At 54.1% G+C, this 16,716-nt stretch carries 15 protein-coding genes and 2 riboswitches; of the genes, 5 read left to right on the plus strand and 10 right to left on the minus strand.

What is annotated here, in order from left to right; genetic code table 11:
* Positions 1–52: 52 nt before the first annotated feature.
* The 4 genes from LF95_RS00940 to gpmI all read right to left on the minus strand — a co-directional run bounded on the left by LF95_RS00940 (position 53) and on the right by gpmI (position 5,860).
* Complete coding sequence (locus LF95_RS00940) at positions 53–1,513, minus strand: divergent polysaccharide deacetylase family protein (RefSeq protein ID WP_073954739.1); 1,461 nt, start codon at positions 1,511–1,513, stop codon at positions 53–55.
* Positions 1,514–1,624: 111 nt separating this feature from the next.
* Positions 1,625–2,953 carry a S41 family peptidase gene (locus LF95_RS00945; protein ID WP_073953270.1) on the minus strand — a complete coding sequence of 443 codons (1,329 nt, stop codon included), beginning with the start codon at positions 2,951–2,953 and terminating at the stop codon, positions 1,625–1,627.
* Positions 2,950–4,248, minus strand: coding sequence for a murein hydrolase activator EnvC family protein (locus tag LF95_RS00950; RefSeq protein ID WP_143181905.1), 1,299 nt, complete (start codon positions 4,246–4,248; stop codon positions 2,950–2,952). Before LF95_RS00950 ends, LF95_RS00945 begins: the two co-directional genes overlap by 4 nt.
* A 16-nt stretch (positions 4,249–4,264) precedes the next feature.
* Entirely contained in the window at positions 4,265–5,860 is a 1,596-nt protein-coding gene (gene gpmI, locus LF95_RS00955) for a 2,3-bisphosphoglycerate-independent phosphoglycerate mutase (protein ID WP_073954740.1), read from the minus strand.
* Positions 5,861–6,103: 243 nt separating this feature from the next.
* Positions 6,104–6,202: riboswitch (glycine riboswitch) on the plus strand.
* A 195-nt stretch (positions 6,203–6,397) separates the two neighbouring features.
* Between gpmI and LF95_RS00960 the strand changes: the two genes are divergently transcribed.
* Both LF95_RS00960 and LF95_RS00965 read left to right on the plus strand, forming a co-directional pair.
* A complete protein-coding gene (locus tag LF95_RS00960) occupies positions 6,398–7,813 on the plus strand; it encodes an L-serine ammonia-lyase (RefSeq protein ID WP_073953272.1) in 1,416 nt (471 codons plus the stop codon).
* A 233-nt stretch (positions 7,814–8,046) separates the two neighbouring features.
* Positions 8,047–8,580, plus strand: a complete 534-nt coding sequence (locus LF95_RS00965) for a dihydrofolate reductase family protein (RefSeq protein WP_073953273.1) — start codon at positions 8,047–8,049, stop codon at positions 8,578–8,580.
* Between the two features lie 8 nt (positions 8,581–8,588).
* Here LF95_RS00965 and LF95_RS00970 read toward each other — a convergent pair whose 3' ends face one another.
* The 6 genes from LF95_RS00970 to LF95_RS00995 all read right to left on the minus strand — a co-directional run bounded on the left by LF95_RS00970 (position 8,589) and on the right by LF95_RS00995 (position 12,730).
* Complete coding sequence (locus LF95_RS00970) at positions 8,589–8,945, minus strand: hypothetical protein (protein WP_083607446.1); 357 nt, start codon at positions 8,943–8,945, stop codon at positions 8,589–8,591.
* Between the two features lie 115 nt (positions 8,946–9,060).
* Positions 9,061–9,612 carry a hypothetical protein gene (locus tag LF95_RS22705; protein ID WP_143181906.1) on the minus strand — a complete coding sequence of 184 codons (552 nt, stop codon included), beginning with the start codon at positions 9,610–9,612 and terminating at the stop codon, positions 9,061–9,063.
* A 107-nt stretch (positions 9,613–9,719) separates the two neighbouring features.
* Complete coding sequence (gene rlmH, locus LF95_RS00980) at positions 9,720–10,178, minus strand: 23S rRNA (pseudouridine(1915)-N(3))-methyltransferase RlmH (protein ID WP_073953276.1); 459 nt, start codon at positions 10,176–10,178, stop codon at positions 9,720–9,722.
* A 210-nt stretch (positions 10,179–10,388) separates the two neighbouring features.
* Positions 10,389–10,760: a ribosome silencing factor gene (gene rsfS / locus LF95_RS00985; RefSeq protein WP_252509613.1), complete on the minus strand. Its 372-nt coding sequence runs from the start codon at positions 10,758–10,760 to the stop codon at positions 10,389–10,391.
* 75 nt (positions 10,761–10,835) lie between these two features.
* Positions 10,836–11,444 (minus strand): nicotinate-nucleotide adenylyltransferase, encoded by a 609-nt coding sequence (locus LF95_RS00990; protein ID WP_073953277.1) that lies wholly within the window; start codon positions 11,442–11,444, stop codon positions 10,836–10,838.
* Complete coding sequence (locus LF95_RS00995; protein WP_073953278.1) at positions 11,444–12,730, minus strand: glutamate-5-semialdehyde dehydrogenase; 1,287 nt, start codon at positions 12,728–12,730, stop codon at positions 11,444–11,446. The genes LF95_RS00990 and LF95_RS00995 overlap by 1 nt, the downstream gene beginning before the upstream one ends.
* A 205-nt stretch (positions 12,731–12,935) precedes the next feature.
* Positions 12,936–13,141: riboswitch (cobalamin riboswitch) on the plus strand.
* A gap of 54 nt (positions 13,142–13,195) precedes the next feature.
* Here LF95_RS00995 and LF95_RS01000 point away from each other — a divergent pair.
* The 3 genes from LF95_RS01000 (at position 13,196) to LF95_RS01010 (ending at position 16,716) form a co-directional block, all read left to right on the plus strand.
* Positions 13,196–13,876 carry an energy-coupling factor ABC transporter permease gene (locus tag LF95_RS01000; protein ID WP_073953279.1) on the plus strand — a complete coding sequence of 227 codons (681 nt, stop codon included), beginning with the start codon at positions 13,196–13,198 and terminating at the stop codon, positions 13,874–13,876.
* Between the two features lie 230 nt (positions 13,877–14,106).
* The gene (locus LF95_RS01005; RefSeq protein WP_073953280.1) at positions 14,107–15,963 is read left to right on the plus strand and encodes an ABCB family ABC transporter ATP-binding protein/permease; all 1,857 of its coding nucleotides are present in this window, start codon (positions 14,107–14,109) and stop codon (positions 15,961–15,963) included.
* A 129-nt stretch (positions 15,964–16,092) separates the two neighbouring features.
* A complete protein-coding gene (locus LF95_RS01010; RefSeq protein ID WP_073953281.1) occupies positions 16,093–16,716 on the plus strand; it encodes a DUF4269 domain-containing protein in 624 nt (207 codons plus the stop codon).

Below are 16,716 nucleotides of genomic sequence, written 5' to 3' on the forward strand. Positions count from 1 at the left end.
TCTTTTTTTTGTCGGCCTTGGCTTTTTTGACAGGGTCTTTGGACATGGCGGATCAGTTACCCTCGATGGTGTTTTCGCTTGCATCCGTATTGGTGGATGGTGCGTCGCCCTTGCGGGCATTTTCATCAGACATGTTCTTGCGCTGTGCGGCGTCGGCTTCCTCGGCAGATTGCGGCTTAACCTGTTTATCTGCAAGGGCTGTCACGGGGGCAAGTTTTACGCCCTGGCGTTCCAGGCGCTGTGCCCAGTTGCGCAACCGCGAGATCGTGACAGGATAGGATTGGGCAAGGCCAATGGCATAGCCTTCTGTTTTTGCCTTGTTCACCAGTGCGGCCAGCTGCGCATCAATGGCGCGACGACTGGGCACGGTATCAATGTTGAAATCCACAATGGCATTTGGCTCACCAGCATTGGCGGCCAGTTGTGCGGCAAGGCTGACCATGCCGGTATTGCTGCCATCCACATACATCAGGCCGGTTTTATCTAGAAAGTCTATCACCGGGCGAATGGCACTGTCCAGATTGGCAAATTTTGATCCAAGATGCCCAACCACCCCGGCATAACCGGGAAAGCGTGCCAGCAACCATTCCAGCCGCACAAGGTTTTCGCCTTCGGGCAGGGTTGTCATCAAGGCACGCGGGCCAGGGTCGGACAGCGGAAAATCATCGGGTTCCATCGGCAATTGCAGGAACACCTCGTGGCCCATTTGCCGGGCCCGTGCCACAATTTTGGGCAGGTTGTCGGCATAGGGCGACAGGGCCAGCGAAATGTTCAGTGGCAGGTCTTCAATGGCCTTGGTGGTGCGGTCTTCATTCAGGCCAAGTCCGGTGACAATCACCGCGACATAGGGTTGTTCTGGCTCCAGTGTGAAGGGGCGGGCATAGACCTTGGCCGGGGTACGGCCATCCTCGGCGATGCGGGGAATGCGGCCAAAACTGCCTTCTTCATCCATGCCGGGGATAGGGGCCGGGCGCAGGGGATCGGGTTCAATTTTTTCATCAAAGCCCCCTTCTTCCGCCAGGGCGGCAAGTTCCTCGGGCGAGGGGCCGGTGCTGGAACCCGCTTCGCTTGCTGCGCCGGTCTGGCCCATTCCCTGGCTGCCGTCGCCATTTTGCCCGCTTGCAATGTCGGCTGTGCCTGGCGGAACGTCGCCTTCGGTTTCATTGCCTGCTTCATTGCCATTTTTACGCCGGGCTTCTTCTTCGGCGCGGTTGCGGGCTTCAATATCAAGAACGCCCTTGGCAATTTCATCCTGCAATTCGCGTTCCGTGCCGGGAATGGCCTGGGTCACACGTGGAGAGCCAGCATGAAAAAGGTGCCAGCCGGTCTCGGGGTCCAGCAGGGGAACGGCGGCAAGCGAAATAATGCCAAAGGGCAGCAGATATAAAACCACCAACAGGAATTTGGACAACCGCCACCGGCGTGTCGGCGGGCGCAGTGGCAAGCGGCGCAACTGTTCATCAAGGGGCAGTTCTGTAAACGGAACATCCTCCGCATCCGGTGCGGACAACATATCGTCGTCCGGTTCGGTTGCAGAGGATTCCGTTTTGCGGCCCCGCCGCAAGAATTTGAACAGTTTACCGATCACTGCGGGTCAGTCTCTTCCTGTTCCCGTCACGATCTTTCAGCTTTTTGATCGGAAGCCGCCATAAAGCGAGATGCCCCGGATCATATCCAGCGCGCGGGCAAGCTGATAATCGTCTTCGGTTACTTTTTCGGCATCCTGACGGCGTTTTTCTGCCTGGGTTTCAGCATCACCGATGGCTGAATCCTCGTTATGCAGCGCACCGTTCAGGTCGGCTTCGGACCGGCGCTGGCCGGTTTCAATGGTTTCAACCTTTGACTGCGGGACAATGATGTCGGGCACAATGCCGACTTCCTGAATGGACCGGCCCGACGGCGTATAATAACGCGCCGTGGTCAGGCGCAGGGCCACATTGCCCGGCATGGGCAAAATGGTTTGAACCGACCCCTTGCCAAAGCTGCGCGTCCCCATGATGATGGCACGGCCATGATCCTGAAGCGCACCGGCAACAATTTCGGATGCCGATGCCGAACCGTCATTGATCAGAACGACAATCGGCAGGTTGTCGGCAAGGTCGCCGTCCTTGGCACTGTAACGTTCGGTGTTTTTGGTGTCGCGCGGGCGGGTGGAAACGATTTCGCCCTTGTTCAGGAACGCATCGGAAACCGCAATCGCCTGGTCCAGCAGTCCGCCGGGATTGTTGCGAAGGTCGATCACGAAACCCTTCAGTTTCGGGCCGATTTCCTTTTTCTGTTCTTCAATGGCGCGCTGCAGGCCGCTAAAGGTCTGTTCGCTGAATTTGGTGATGCGGATATAGCCAACATCGTTTTTCACCTGCGGACGGACCGACTGGATTTTGATTACGGCACGGGTCAGCGTGACGTCGAAGGGGGCCTGTTCGCCCTTGCGCACAATCGTCAGTTTGATGTCGGTATTGACCTTGCCGCGCATCAGGTCAACGGCTTCGTTTAACGGCATGCCGCGCACCGATTTGCCATCGATATTGGTAATGAAGTCACCCGGTTGCAGGCCGGCCTTTTCGGCGGGGGTGTCATAGATGGGGGAAATGACTTTGACAAAGCCGTTTTCCTGCGTCACCTCGATGCCAAGCCCGCCAAATTCACCACGGGTATCAACCTGCATGTCCTTGAAATTATCCATATCAAGATAGGATGAATGCGGGTCCAGCGATGTCAGCATGCCGTTAATCGCGGCTTCGATCAGTTTTTTGTCGTCAACCGGCTCGACATATTTTGCCTTGACCTGTTCAAACACGTCGCCAAACAGATTGAGAAGCCGATAGGTTTCAGCCGATGATGTCGGGGAATCCGCTGTGGCCGGGGCTTGTGCCTGTGCCAGACCAGGCGATGCAAGACCGATATTCAGGCTTGCTGCCAGGGCAAATATTACCAATCGAGACTTTTTCATCCGCTTACCTTGCCGTTTTGTGATGCCAGCCAGGGAAGCGGGTTGATCGCTTCGCCGTCATGGCGCATTTCAAGATACAGTTTTGGCCTGTTTTCGCCCATCGTTCCAACAGGTTCACCCGCCAAGACATATTGTCCTACCACACTGTCAAGGTGATCAAAACCCGCAACAAGACTATGGTATCCTTCGCCGTGTTCGATAATCAAGAGGCGGCCATAGCCCCGGAACGGCCCGGCAAACACCACCTTGCCGTCAAAAGGCGATACAACCTGAGCATCGGGGCGGGTTTCAATCTCGATTCCCTTGGCGTGTGTGCCGCCAGGAAGGCCGCTTTGTACGCTGCGTTCACCAAAAAGTGTAACAATCTTGCCCGATACCGGCATCCGTAAATGGCCGCGTGCCTGCGTGATTGAGCTTGCAACAACAACTTCGTCGCTCGCGTCGCGGTTTTTAGGGCTGGTTTTGCGGGCGGGTTTGTTTGCCGCGATATTTTGTGTCGGCAAAACATCATCGATTTCGCTGTCGGGCTGTTCCTTGACCAACTCGTAATCGGGTTTGTCGCGTGGTTCGGGCAGGCCTTCGGCGCGGTTTTTGATGCTGGCCAGAAGTTCGCCCAGGCTTTTTGCCTCGTCGGCCATTTTTTGCACCGCACGGGCGGCCTCACGGGCTTCATCCTCGGTATCCTGACGAAGGCGGCGTTTGTCATCAAGCAGGCGGGATAGATGTTCGCGTTCGTCGCGTAATTTGTCGGTGACGCTGGCAAGTTCGCTGCGCCGTGCTTTGATGTTGGCGCGCAATTCGGTAATTTCGCCCAGTTCGCGTTTCAAATCCTTGGCATGCTGTTCCACACCGGGCAGCGCCGCCTTGAGCAAAATGGCCGACCGCAAGGTATCCTGCGGGCTGCGCGGGAGGGCAATCATGGCTTCGGGCGGGGTGGTGGACAGGCGTTCAAGCGCCATCAGGATGCGGGCATATTGTCCGGCCTTGTCTTCAAGGGCGGTGGTGGCATCCTTTTCGCGGTTTTCCAGCTCGACCAGTTTGTCTTCAATGCCGGTCAGTTCGGTTTCGTAATTCTGCACACGCCGGGCAATTGAAATTTCCTCGGATTGCAGGGCCTGTTCTTCGGTCAGTAATTCATGCGACTTGCGCGACAGAAATTCTTCCTGCTTTTTCTGTTCGGAAAGCTGGCTTTGCACCGCATCCAAACGTGAGTCAACCTTGCGTAGCGACTGGGCATTTGCCGTAAAAAATGTCCCGGCACTGGCAACCATCAAGGATGCCAGTGCCGGGGCCATCAGCCATTTTCCAAGATCAGCTTGCCGAGGGCAGCGTATCATCGGGTTTCAGACCTTCGATCAGTGATTTGCCGGTCATGTCTGCCGGTTGCGGCAGGCCCAGCAATTGCAACAATGTCGGGGCGACGTCGGCCAGGCGGCCGTCGCGCAGTGTAACTCCGTCCGGGCCATTGACCAGAATGGTCGGCACCAGGTTCAGGGTGTGGGCGGTATGGGGCGCACCGGTTTCCGGGTCCACCATTGTTTCGCAGTTGCCGTGGTCAGCGGTAATAAACATCACCCCGCCCACTTTGCGCACAGCGCTCACCACCTTGCCAACGCATTCATCCACGGCTTCGGCAGCCTTGATTGCGGCAGAAAGAATGCCGCTATGGCCGACCATGTCGGGGTTGGCAAAATTGACGATGATGGCGTCATAGGTTTCATCTTCAATGGCGGCAACCAGCTTGGCGCATACTTCGGGGGCCGACATTTCGGGTTGCAGGTCATAGGTTGCCACCTTGGGCGAGGGCACCAGAATGCGGTCTTCGCCGGGAAATACCTGTTCTTCGCCGCCGTTAAAGAAAAACGACACATGCGGGTATTTTTCGGTTTCGGCGATGCGCAACTGTTTCAGGCCCGCCTTGGAAACCACTTCGCCAAAAATATTCGGCAGGGTTTTGGGCGGATAGATCGCATCCATATAGTCGGCATGCTTGGAGGAATATTCAACCATCCCGGCCTGGATGGCGAATTTTACCGGGGTGCCGCGATCAAATCCGTCAAATTCGGGCGCACACAGGGCGGCGAGAATTTCGCGCGCCCGGTCGGCCCGGAAATTGGTCATCAAAAGGCCGTCGCCATCCTTCATGCCAGCATAATCACCAATCACGGTGGGCAGGATGAATTCGTCATTGGTGTCGGCGTCATAGGCATTGGCAATGGCGTCTTCGGCACTGTCGGCCTTTTTGCCATCTTCATACGCGCTGCCCTGAACCATCGCAAAATAGGCCTGGCTCACCCGTTCCCAGCGATTGTCACGGTCCATCGCATAATAGCGCCCGGTGACGGTAACGATTTCAACATTGGCATCGCCAATCAGGGCGCGGAATTTTTTCAGAAAATCGGCGGCACTGCGCGGCGGCGTGTCGCGGCCATCGGTATAGGCATGGATTTTAACCGCAATGCCGGCATCGGAAATGATTTTGGCAAGGGCGGCCATATGGGCCTGATGCGAATGCACGCCCCCTTCGGACAAAAGCCCGGCAATATGGCACACACCACCGCTGTCTTTCAGGCTGGTGATCAGTTTTTTGACGGTATCGGTATCGGCGATTGCCCCGGTTTTGACGGCGTCGTCAATTTTGGGCAGCTCCTGCATGACAACACGGCCCGCGCCCAAATTCATATGGCCGACTTCGGAATTACCCATTTGCCCTTCGGGCAGGCCGACATCCAGCCCGCAGGCCTTCATAAAGCCGGTTGGGTTGTTGGCATACAGGTCGTCCCACACCGGCGTGTTGGCCAGTGCAACGGCGTTATTGTCGCTTTCCTCGCGATAGCCCCAACCGTCCAGAATACATAGCACCACCGGACGGGGACGCTTTGCGGCGTTCGATACAGTCACTGTCATAACCCCACTTCTAGGATAAAAGGCTAAATTACCGGTAAACAAACATGTAATTGGTAAATTGCCTGTGGTCAAAACGGCGCCGGGCGCGGTGGGTTCCGCCATCTGACGCCAATTTAAGCCTAACTTATCATGAAAGATGCGCCTGAACAGCCACCCCGCGCGAATTTTTAACATCCTTGCAGTGCTGCTTTACAAGCTGCGTGAAGTACAGGTACCATTATTGTTCTAAACGGTGATACCTCGCATACCGCAGCGGGAGAGACCGGCCGGGCAACGTTCCGGATGGCGCCGAAGGAGCAATCCACCCCGAACACTCTCAGGCAGACGGACCGTTGCGGATTGAGGCTCTGGAGAGCGAAAGGCAGGCCATATTTGCCTTTCCACCGAAGGATGAAGTCGGCGCGGAACGTTAAATGCCCGCCTGCCGACGCACAATCTCAGGTAAGGGCAATTTTGTGCCCTAGGGACAGAGGGGGCTGGCACCGGTTCGTTGATATCGCAAAAAAACAAAATGCGATCCAGAGCCGAAGGAGGCCTATGCCTGATACATCCAACCAGCGTCCCCAGGACGTCAACCTGTCTGTTGTCGATCTTTACACTATCGGCATTGGTCCATCGAGTTCGCATACGGTGGGGCCAATGCGGGCTGGGTTCCGGTTTTGCCTGGAAATGGATGCGCGGAACCTTTTGGCACAAACCGGTAGCATCATTGTTGACCTTTATGGGTCGCTGGCACTTACGGGCAAGGGGCATGCCACCGATATTGCGGTGCTGATGGGATTAAGTGGCCAGCGCCCGCGTTCGGTTGACCCGGACGATATTGCGCCAACCATTGAGGCGATCAAAAACGATAGCAGCCTGATGCTTTACGGGCAGCAGAAGGTTGATTTCAATTTTGAAAACAACCTGGTTTTTCATATGGATGAAAGCCTGCCCGAACATCCCAACGGCATGCGCATTACCGCGTTTGACCATGATGGCGTCAAACTGCATTGCCAGGAATATTTTTCGGTCGGGGGTGGTTTTATCGTCTCGGGGGATGATCGCGGGGCGGAATATTCCGGCGATAATATTATCCTGCCGCATCCATTTTCATCGGCAGACGAATTGATGGCAATTTGCAAGGAGCATAACCTGTCGATTGCCGAAGTCATGATGGAAAATGAAAAATCCTGGCGCGGTCCCGATGAAACCCATGAATTTGTCGATCGTGTTTATCAGGCGATGATGGATTGCATTGATCGCGGTTGCGCAACACCAGGTATTTTGCCCGGTGGTTTGAATGTCAAACGTCGCGCCAACAAACTGTATCGCGAATTGGTGGACCGGCCTGAAGCCGGACTGAAGGACCCGCTAACGGTGATTGACTGGGTGAACCTTTATGCCCTGGCGGTAAACGAGGAAAATGCCGCAGGCAGCCGGGTTGTGACGGCCCCGACCAATGGGGCGGCCGGCGTGATCCCGGCGGTATTGCGTTATTATGAACGGTTTTGTCCCAATGTAACCCAGGCGAAAATTCGCGAGTTTTTGCTAACGGCGGCGGCGATTGGTTCGATTTACAAAAAACGTGCGTCCATTTCGGCGGCCGAAGTGGGCTGCCAGGGCGAAGTCGGCGTGGCCTGTTCGATGGCGGCCGGGGCATTGTGTGCTGTTTTGGGTGGTTCGCCCGAACAGGTGGAAAATGCCGCCGAGATTGGCATGGAACACAATTTGGGCCTGACATGCGATCCGATTGGCGGGCTGGTGCAGGTGCCCTGTATTGAACGCAATACAATGGGGGCGGTGAAGGCCATTAATGCCTCGCGTTTGGCCCTGCGCGGGGATGGGCAACATACGGTGTCGCTGGATCGCGTGATCGAAACCATGCGCCAGACCGGGGCGGATATGCAAAGCAAATACAAGGAAACCAGCCAGGGCGGCCTCGCCGTCAATGTCAACGTGGTGGAGTGCTGATTTTTAAGCTTTACGCCATCGTTATGACGCCAAAATGATCAATTATGGCTCAATTGGACGCCCTGAAGGCCGGAAAATGACGGCTTTTGGGGCGTTTGGGCTATTTGGACGACCATATCACCCTATTCCAGCCGGATTATCGCCACCAATCAAGGATAGTATCCCAAAATTGATACTAAACTAGAACTAAAATTAACGCCGGAAAAATCCGGCAGATTGGTTGGATTGATACAATGGGCAAGAAACTGTTCCGCGTTTATGTTGCGGTCAGTCTGGACAGCTATGTCGCACGGTCAAATGGTGCGGTGGACTGGCTGGATGATTATGACCCGGCAGAATTTGACTTTGAAGCCTTCCTGGACCGGGTGGGCACGCTGATCATTGGTCGGCGCACCTTTGATCAGGTGATGTCTTATGGCGAATGGCCCTATGGGGATCGCCGCACGATTGTGCTGACCTCACACCCCCTGGGCGAGGATGCACCTGAAAATACCGTTGCCTTTGGCGGTAGCCTGATCGAGTTGACCGATGCCTTGCGCAATGAGCGTTTGGACAATGGCGATGTCTGGATTGTGGGTGGGGCCAGCGTGATCAATCAATTCATGTATGCAAATATGGTTGATAAGCTCGATATGTTTGTCATTCCGGTTGTTTTGGGCGACGGAATTGCCCTGTTTGACAAGGATAACGGCCATCTGCGCCCCAAACCGATTTCAACCCACATCTATGAATCTGATGTGGTGAAAATGGAATATCGGTTGAAATAAATACAGTGTCACTGTCCCGTCGGAATACTGTCAGGAATGACCCGTACCCGGTCTGATCGGAGGATCAAGACCGGGTTTCCGACTTTTAAGTTTTCGCTGTTGGTTTGCACTATTGCAATTATTTGACCGTTGTCCTGCTGTACAATGTACTCGAAAGCTCCGCTTTCGGATAATGATTGTTCTGCGATGCTTCCTGCTACTCCGCCAACAACAGCACCTCCGATGGCACCTATTATATTGGCTCTGCTGCTGCCTCCAAGGTATGAACCTGCAACAGCGCCACTTCCCGCCCCTGCAGTCATTCCAACACCTGAGCTTTCGCCAGAAATTTTGACTTCACGTATAGCTAAGATTTTGCCCTTCATAACAGTGGCAGCACGTCCCATTTGGGCGCGAGAATATGTTGAAGCATCTGGGGTCTGAACACACGACCCTAGTGATAAAGCTAGAATATAAATGGCTGAGTATATTGGTTTCATTCTAATTTTTAGCGCAATTTTCTTTGGTTGTGGTGACAAAGACAGAATCTTTTAGAAGCTGGTCGATATTGTCCGATACCATTTTATTGATATTGGCAAAAAATACGTCCGCAACAACGAACTTTGACGCGTTGAATTTCACAGTGTAATTATTATCGAATAAGGTTTTTTGGTCCTTTGTTCTGCGCAAGATATAGCGAACATCGGTAATATAGTCGACTGAATACCCTAGGCTATCAGTTGCAAAATCATTGACTTCGCCATCCAAAGTACAATTTTTACTTTGAATTGACATGTTTGCTTGCCGCATCTCTCGTCGTACAGCGTTTGCGAAGTATGTACCAACGTCTTCAGTTAGATAAACATGGCCTGCGGCAGTTTCTCTAATTTCATTTTGGGCTACGCCTTCTCTCGGGAAATAACTGAAGTTATTAACTTCAACGGCAGCGTTAATTTCGCTAGAAGTGGTAGGCTGATACGGTGGAAGCGATAGTTTTGCTGAACAAGCAGCTAATGTGGTTAGCGATAATAACGCTGTAAGAATTTTGTACATAGATTTTCCCCAAGACTTAACATCGGAGAAAAATTTCGCAATTTTATGTTTAAGTTACAACTAAATTTTTTTGATTTTTGAGTTATTTTTGGGGTTTTTAAAAGTTATTATTCCCGATGATAGGGATGGTTGGTTTGAATGGCGTGGGCGCGAAAAAGCTGTTCAGCAATCAGGGCGCGCACCAGCATATGGGGCCAGGTGGCTTTGCCGAGCGACCACAGGGCGTTTGCCCGGGCCTTGAGGGCATCGCCGTGACCGTCGGCACCGCCAATGGCAAAGGCAATGTTGCCGCCATACTGGTCGATCCAGCCTTCGAGTTTTTTGGCAAAATCGATGGAGCCATATTCGCGGCCCCGTTCATCCAGGGCGATCAGAAAGGCATTTTCCGGGATCACCCCTAGAAGCAATTCTGCCTCGCGGGCTTTTAGCTGGGCTGGCGGCAGTTTTTTCTTTTCTTCGACTTCACGCAGGGCAAAGGGCCAGCGCAGGCGGGCGATGTAATGATCAAACAGGTCCTTTTCCGGGCCTGCCTTGATACGGCCTACAGCGGCAAGGGTGATTTGCATGCGTGTGGTCGTCCGTTTGGGGGGATCAGAAAGCCCGGTTTTAGTGCCTGGCGAAGAAGGGTATGGGGGGGCTTAGCTTTGAAAGCCAGCTATTTTTGCGCGATAAAAACACAAGGCCCAGGCCAAACAGGCCATGACGGGCTGTATGGTTATATCTGAAGAATGGCGGATGGCCCGGCATCACGCCGGGCACAAGGCCAAACCTGCCAATCAGTAAAGACGGGCAGCCTGCTGTTTCAGAGCCGGGTTTTCAACGCCCCACATCTGTTCGATGTTGTAAAAAGCGCGGACTTCCGGGCGGAACAGATGAATGATGACATCACCGGCATCAACCAGAACCCAGTCACCCTGTTCGGTGCCTTCGGCCGCTGCGCGGCCCTGCCCGGCATTTTTCAGGGCTTCGACAATATGTTCCCCCATCGAGGCAACCCGGCGCGAGCTGGAGCCTGATGCGATAATCATATAATCGGCCATTGCCGTTTTGTCGGTCAGATCAATGGTTACAAGATCTTCGGCCTTGTCATCGTTCAAGGTTTCCTGAATGAGCGCAAGCAGTTCGCTTGGTGTCAGGCTTTTTTTCACAGTAATTATAGTCGCCACCTTAATTTGGGGTGGATGTTCGCCGCTATCACGTTGCGGACATAAAACACCCACAGGTCAAACCTGCCACCGGCCTTCGGCACGAATTGCCGTTGAAGAAGCCGGATGGCGCCGTATCGGCAGGTAAACCCAAGCTGGTGTATCCATATCGGCCAGCAGACCTGCCTTTTCTGCGGCAATGCGCCAGCGTTCCATACGCTTTGCCGCCGTGCCACGCAATGCCTTATTAGAATAACCCTCGCGATCAAGAACCGCAATGGGCGCGCAATGAATCAGCTTTTGCCAGAATTTCCAGCGATGAAACTGAGCCAGGTTGTCCGCCCCCATCAGCCAGACAAATCGCGTTTGGGTAAAACGCCGCTGCAAGGCTGCAAGTGTGTCGGCCGTATAGCTTGTCCCCAGCTGTGTTTCAATTGCAGAAACGACAATGCGGGGATGTTGTGCAATCAATTCGGCGGAATCAAAGCGTGCATCCTGCCCTGCCATACCCTCGCGGGACTTGAGCGGGTTCTGCGGCGATACCAGCCACCACACTTCATCCAGCTCCAGACGCTTCAATGCCTCAAGTGAGATATGCAAATGCCCCTCGTGGGCGGGGTTGAAAGACCCGCCCAGTAATCCGACTCGGGGTGGGGCATTGTGGCGGCGCGGAATGCGAAGCGTCATCACGGGCGGGTTTGCCCGGTGCCGCGCACCACATATTTATAGCTGGTCAGCTGTTCAACCCCGACCGGGCCGCGCGCATGCAGCTTGCCGGTTGAAATGCCAATTTCCGCCCCCATGCCAAATTCGCCACCATCGGCAAACTGGGTAGAGGCATTAACGATGACAATCCCGCTATCCACACCATTCAGGAAGGCCTGGGCGGCGCTGGCATCTTCGGCCAGGATGGCATCGGTATGGTGGGAGCCGTAATGATTGATGTGATGGATGGCATCCTTCACCCCATCAACCGTTTTGATCGACACAATTGCATCCAGATATTCGGTTGACCAGTCTTCCTCACTTGCCGGTTTGATGCTGTCATCCAGGCGGCAAACGGTTTCATCACCGCGCATTTCACAACCCGCATCTTTTAAGCCGGAAATGACAGCAGGCAGCAGGGTTTCAACAGCGTCGCGATCAATCAGAATGGTTTCGGTTGACCCACAAACCCCCACGCGGCGCATTTTGGCATTCAGCACAATGTTGCTGGCTTTTGCCGGGTCGGCACTGGCATGGATATAGGTGTGGCACAGCCCTTCGAGATGTTTGAACAGCGGAATGCGGCTTTCATCGGTGATGCGCTGAATAAGGGACTTGCCCCCACGCGGCACAATAACATCGATATAATCGGATAGTTTCAGCATTTCGCCCACAGCGGCCCGGTCTGTGACCGGGATCATCTGAATGCAGGCTTCGGGCAGGCCGGCTTTGATCACGCCCTGCTGCATGCAGGCAAAAATTGCGCGCGATGAATTAAAACTTTCAGACCCACCGCGTAAAATCGCGGCATTGCCGGATTTCAGGCACATCGCGGCGGCGTCGGCGGTGACATTGGGGCGGCTTTCATAAATGATACCGATCACACCCAGGGGCACACATACACGCGCAATATCCAGCCCGTTATGGTCCGGCGTCCAGCGGGCCATTTCGCGGCCAACAGGGTCGTTTTGTTTGGCAACGTCTTCAACGCCCTTTGCCATTGCTTCAATCCGGGCCGGGGTTAGTTCCAGCCGGTCCAGCAGGGCGGCGGTCAGGCCTTTTTGACGGCCACCTTCCATATCAAGGGCATTGGCGGCCAGGATAGTGTCGGCGTTCTCGCGGATCAGGCTGGCAGCATAGTTCAGGGCATCAATTTTTGGCTGTGACGGGACCTGGGCCAAAATCAGGGCTGCATCGCGTGCGGCGATACCGATGCGAAGCATCAATTGTTGAATGTCCTGGTTTTCGGTGCTGGCAAGTGCCGTCATGGTCCTGTTTCCGTCTTTGGGCAGCGCCTTTTGTGGCGGTGTCATCGTAAATTGTAAAATCGTCAACAAATTAGCAACATAGTCCGGCCCGTCCTGAACTGCAATCACCTTGGTGGGGGCAAACCATGCGGTTTATTACGGATATAAACTGTGTGCTTTTTTCGCGTTTTACGATTGAAAAGCCTTACCCCTTTGGTGGTTGCTCTGCTAACGTGTCCGCTCGGGTTTGGCAGTGGCCCTTTGGCTGCTGCGAATAATAGGGAATATGGTGACGGCATTTTGCCCAGTCCATAACTGCCCCCGCAACTGTAAGTGCTGGTTGCTTCCTTGATGTCACTGGGAAACCCCGGGAAGGCGGAATAGCAACAATCGGCACAAGTCAGGAGACCTGCCCGAATTTTTATCACTGACAGTGCCGGTTTCCCGGCCTGTCCATGCACGGTGGGTGCAAGAAAGGAAATTGTCATGCATATTGAACCTGGCGTTGTTGACGGCGCCAAAATCGCCCTGAGTTATGCTACTGCAACCGGCGCGGTGGGTGTTGCCGGTAAAATGGCCGTCGATACGATCAAGCGCGATGGTCTGGGCTCGCTTCTGGTGCGCAGTGTCATTACCACATTGCTGGTTTTTGTCTTTTTTGAAGTGTTGCCGCATCACCCGGTTGGGGTGTCGGAAGTGCACCTTATATTGGGCTCCACCCTGTTTCTGATTTTCGGGGCGGCCCCGGCGGCCATTGGTCTGGCACTGGGGCTTTTGCTGCAGGGCGTGTTTTTTTCCCCGTTCGATTTGCCGCAATACGGCATCAACCTGACGACACTTTTGGTGCCGTTATTTGCGATGGGTGCACTTGCCCATAAAATCATCCCGGCCAAAACCGCCTATAAGGATGTGTCCTATGTGCAGGCGCTGGCACTGTCGACCTCCTATCAGGGTGGCATTGTGTGTTGGGTGGCGTTTTGGGCGTTTTATGGTCAGGGTTTTGGGGCGGCCAATATCGCCCATGTTGCCAGCTTTGGTGCGGCTTATATGACGGTTGTGCTGGTGGAGCCGCTGATCGACCTTGCTGTGCTGGCGGTTGCCAAGTCGCTTTATCGTTTCCGCGATAGCGGTGTGTTTGATCGCCGCCTTTATGGTTCGGCGCAATAAGTCGTACTCCTGCACTGCCTGTTTTGGGCGTTCCCTGTCTGGCAGGGGACGCCTTTTTTGTATTTGCCTGCCCGACAAGACAGCCTGTTTGCAGGATGTTCATATTGTGATGCTTGCCAAATTGCGCTTTACGGGCCATTTGTGAGGCACGGGTATAGGGAAATTTTACCAAAGTACATTTTAGTGTGGCTTAAAACCCATATCGGGGACGGGGATAAAAGGAAAAAGATGTGAAAAAATCGGATGCCAAAGAATCATCCGCCCGTGCTGATCTGGGTGTGATTAAAACCTTTTTGCCCTATTTGTGGCCCAAGGGCGAAAACGAATTAAAGATACGTGTCGTTGTTGCACTGTTGTTCCTGGTCGGCGCAAAGGTTGCCAACGTTTATGTGCCGGTATTGTATAAATATGCTGTTGATGCCCTGGGCGGAGGTAAAGGAGCCGCAGCAGGCAGTGCGGCCGCATTGGTGACGGTGCCGGTTAGTCTGATTATCGGCTATGGCCTGGTGCGGGTGTTATCCTCTGCTTTTGGCGAAATTCGCGATGCGGTGTTTGCCAAGGTCGCCCAGCGGGCCATTCGCAATTCCGCCCTAAGCGTATTTGACCATCTTCATGCGCTGTCCCTGCGGTTCCATTTGGACCGGCAGATGGGGGGGCTTTCGCGCGCTATTGAGCGCGGGGTGAAGGGCATTGAATTTCTTCTGTCCTTCATGCTGTTTAACATTTTGCCCACCCTGCTTGAGATCGTGATGGTTTCGATCATCCTGTGGGCGCTTTATGATGTCTGGTTCGCGCTGATCACGTTTGTCACCATCGTGATTTACATTGCCTTCACACTGATCGTGACCGAATGGCGCATGAAATACCGTCGCGAGATGAACCAGCGCGATGATGAAGCCAATACCAAGGCCATTGACAGCCTGATAAATTATGAAACCGTCAAATATTTCAGCAACGAAGCCCATGAATCATCACGCTATGACCACGCCTTGCGCGGTTATGAGGTGGCGGCGGTCAAATCGCAGGAATCCCTTTCCAAGCTGAATATTGGCCAGGGGGCGATTATTGCCGTCGGACTGGTTTTGAACATGCTGCTGGCCGCAAACGGGGTTAAAAATGGCAATATGACAGTGGGTGACTTCGTGCTGGTCAATACCTACCTGTTGCAGCTGTATATGCCGCTGAACTTTTTGGGCTTTGTGTACCGGCAGATCAAACAGTCGCTGACCGATATGGAGCGGATGTTTTCGCTGCTTGATGTGGACCGGGAAGTCGAGGATCGGGCATCGGCAAAACAACTGGTTTGCAGCGAGGCAACGGTGCGTTTTGAAGACGTGCATTTTGCCTATAATCCTGACCGCGAAATTTTAAAGGGTGTCAGTTTTGAAGTGCCGGCGGGTAAAACCGTGGCCGTGGTAGGCCCCAGCGGGGCGGGCAAATCAACCCTGACCCGGTTGATGTTTCGGTTTTACGATGTATCAAGCGGCCGCATCACCATTGACGGGCAGGATATTCGCGATGTGAGCCAGGGCTCGCTGCGGCGGTCCATCGGCATTGTGCCGCAGGATACGGTGCTGTTTAACGATACCATCGCCTATAATATTGCCTATGGGCGCCCCGGTGCCGCACAGGATGAAATTGACAGGGCGGCAACCCTTGCCAGTATTCGCGATTTCATCAATGACCTGCCCGAAGGTTTTAAAACCAAGGTGGGGGAACGCGGCCTGAAACTTTCGGGCGGTGAAAAACAGCGAGTATCCATTGCGCGCATGTTGTTAAAACGCCCGCAAATCATGATTTTTGACGAGGCGACATCTGCCCTCGATACACGGACGGAAAAAGACATTCAGCAGGCTTTGCGTGATGTTTCACGCGGGCATACGACGCTGATTATTGCCCATAGGCTTTCGACCGTGATTGATGCCGATGAAATTATTGTGCTGCGGGATGGACAGGTGGCCGAACGCGGCCGCCATCAGGATTTGCTGTCGCAAGGCGGGCTGTATGGTGAAATGTGGGCGCAACAGCAGGAAATTCGCCAGGCAGAGGAAATTCTGGCCCATGCCGGCGCGCATGAAACCCCGTAACCTCCTGAATAATCGTTAACTTACGGTGCTTTATCCGTGCCAGGCGGGGCAGGTTATGAGGCCTCGCCTGTGTATCGGTTCTGTTGTTTTGATGCTGAATGAAAAATGGTTAAGGACGAGGGCTAACCGATGCCAGATTGGCAGCCAGGCCTGCGGGCAACGGATTTTAATGGCATAAAACCCCTGTTACATCCCCGGGCCGGGGCGCGGGGGCGGTGTTGTGCGGCTTTGTTACAGGCGTCAAATCTGTGGGACCGTTTAATGCCGTTTGGCGCGGTCGTGGCAGGGACGATTCCGCTGGGCCTGGATTGGGCATCGTCCGACATTGATATTTTGCTGCACACCCCTGATTTACCGGCATTTATCGCGCAATGTCCGGGGTTGTTTGCTGGTTTTGCCGGGTATCATTGCCATCAGCGTGGTGCGACATCCCATGTCGGGCCTGCGGTTGTGGTGAAACTTCTGGTATCACATGGTGCAAGCCGCAATGAGGAGGTTGAGGTTTTTGCCACTTGTCAACCGACGCAGGAACAATACGGGTTTCGTCACATGGTGGTCGAAGCACGTATTTTGCATGTTTGTGGCGATGGTTTTGCGGCACGGGTGCGGGCCTTGAAACAGGCAGGCCTGAAAACCGAACCTGCCTTTGCACAGCTTTTGGGGATCAGTGATGATCCCTATTTGGCACTAAATAGCCTGTTTGATTACAGCCCGCAGATGCTTGAACACTGGTTGGCAGCACGTTGGCGTTAA

It is taken from the genome of Thalassospira sp. TSL5-1, from assembly GCF_001907695.1.
GTDB lineage: Bacteria > Pseudomonadota > Alphaproteobacteria > Rhodospirillales > Thalassospiraceae > Thalassospira.

Bases quoted from the DNA above. Each gene is read 5' to 3' on its own strand.
- LF95_RS00940 (WP_073954739.1), bottom strand. From the start codon at position 1,513: ATGTTGTCCGCACCGGATGCGGAGGATGTTCCGTTTACAGAACTGCCC.
- LF95_RS00945 (WP_073953270.1), bottom strand. From the start codon at position 2,953: ATGAAAAAGTCTCGATTGGTAATATTTGCCCTGGCAGCAAGCCTGAAT.
- LF95_RS00950 (WP_143181905.1), bottom strand. From the start codon at position 4,248: ATGGCCCCGGCACTGGCATCCTTGATGGTTGCCAGTGCCGGGACATTT.
- gpmI (WP_073954740.1), bottom strand. From the start codon at position 5,860: ATGACAGTGACTGTATCGAACGCCGCAAAGCGTCCCCGTCCGGTGGTG.
- LF95_RS00960 (WP_073953272.1), top strand. From the start codon at position 6,398: ATGCCTGATACATCCAACCAGCGTCCCCAGGACGTCAACCTGTCTGTT.
- LF95_RS00965 (WP_073953273.1), top strand. From the start codon at position 8,047: ATGGGCAAGAAACTGTTCCGCGTTTATGTTGCGGTCAGTCTGGACAGC.
- LF95_RS00970 (WP_083607446.1), bottom strand. From the start codon at position 8,945: ATGAAGGGCAAAATCTTAGCTATACGTGAAGTCAAAATTTCTGGCGAA.
- LF95_RS22705 (WP_143181906.1), bottom strand. From the start codon at position 9,612: ATGTACAAAATTCTTACAGCGTTATTATCGCTAACCACATTAGCTGCT.
- rlmH (WP_073953276.1), bottom strand. From the start codon at position 10,178: ATGCAAATCACCCTTGCCGCTGTAGGCCGTATCAAGGCAGGCCCGGAA.
- LF95_RS00990 (WP_073953277.1), bottom strand. From the start codon at position 11,444: ATGACGCTTCGCATTCCGCGCCGCCACAATGCCCCACCCCGAGTCGGA.
- LF95_RS00995 (WP_073953278.1), bottom strand. From the start codon at position 12,730: ATGACGGCACTTGCCAGCACCGAAAACCAGGACATTCAACAATTGATG.
- LF95_RS01000 (WP_073953279.1), top strand. From the start codon at position 13,196: ATGCATATTGAACCTGGCGTTGTTGACGGCGCCAAAATCGCCCTGAGT.
- LF95_RS01010 (WP_073953281.1), top strand. From the start codon at position 16,093: ATGCCAGATTGGCAGCCAGGCCTGCGGGCAACGGATTTTAATGGCATA.